The organism is Vibrio sp. 10N.222.46.A1, assembly GCF_041473595.1.
GTDB classification, from domain to species: Bacteria; Pseudomonadota; Gammaproteobacteria; order Enterobacterales; family Vibrionaceae; genus Vibrio; species Vibrio tasmaniensis_A.
In genome coordinates, this window is record NZ_JBFRSN010000467.1 from 1 (window position 1) to 436 (window position 436).

1 pseudogene is annotated in these 436 nt (G+C 42.7%); it reads right to left on the bottom strand.

Annotated elements, in window-relative coordinates:
- A pseudogene (locus AB4496_RS14100) lies at positions 1 to 275 on the bottom strand (ammonium transporter); the annotation flags it as partial.
- Positions 276 to 436 lie beyond the last annotated feature (161 nt).

Sequence of the window (436 nt, forward strand, 5' to 3'; positions counted from 1 at the left end):
CCTTGCGATAGCGTTTCTGCGTCGGCAAAAAAGTGCGCGCCGTAAGCGACCCAATAACCGATAAAGAAGTAAGCAATGGCGGAGACTCCAAAGTCCGAGAGGATCTTAACCAACGCATTAACTTGGTTCTTCTTTCTAACTGTACCTACTTCCAAAAATGCAAAGCCTGCGTGCATTAAGAAGACCATGATGGCGCCTAATAATAAAAACAGAGTATCCGAACTCTGCGTCAAGCTCTGTACTGCGCTATGAACTTGGTTAACCGTTTGACTCATTAAAGCTCTCTCCCTTAGCTTTGTCTCAATTGCACTAGAACCGTGCGAATTGATGTCGTAATTAATTAAAGACTCAACAGTAAACGCAAGATGCGTTCCAACTTGGTTACGCAAAAAACGTGCAACAGAGTTTGGTTTTAAGTTATTGATTCTTTGTGGTT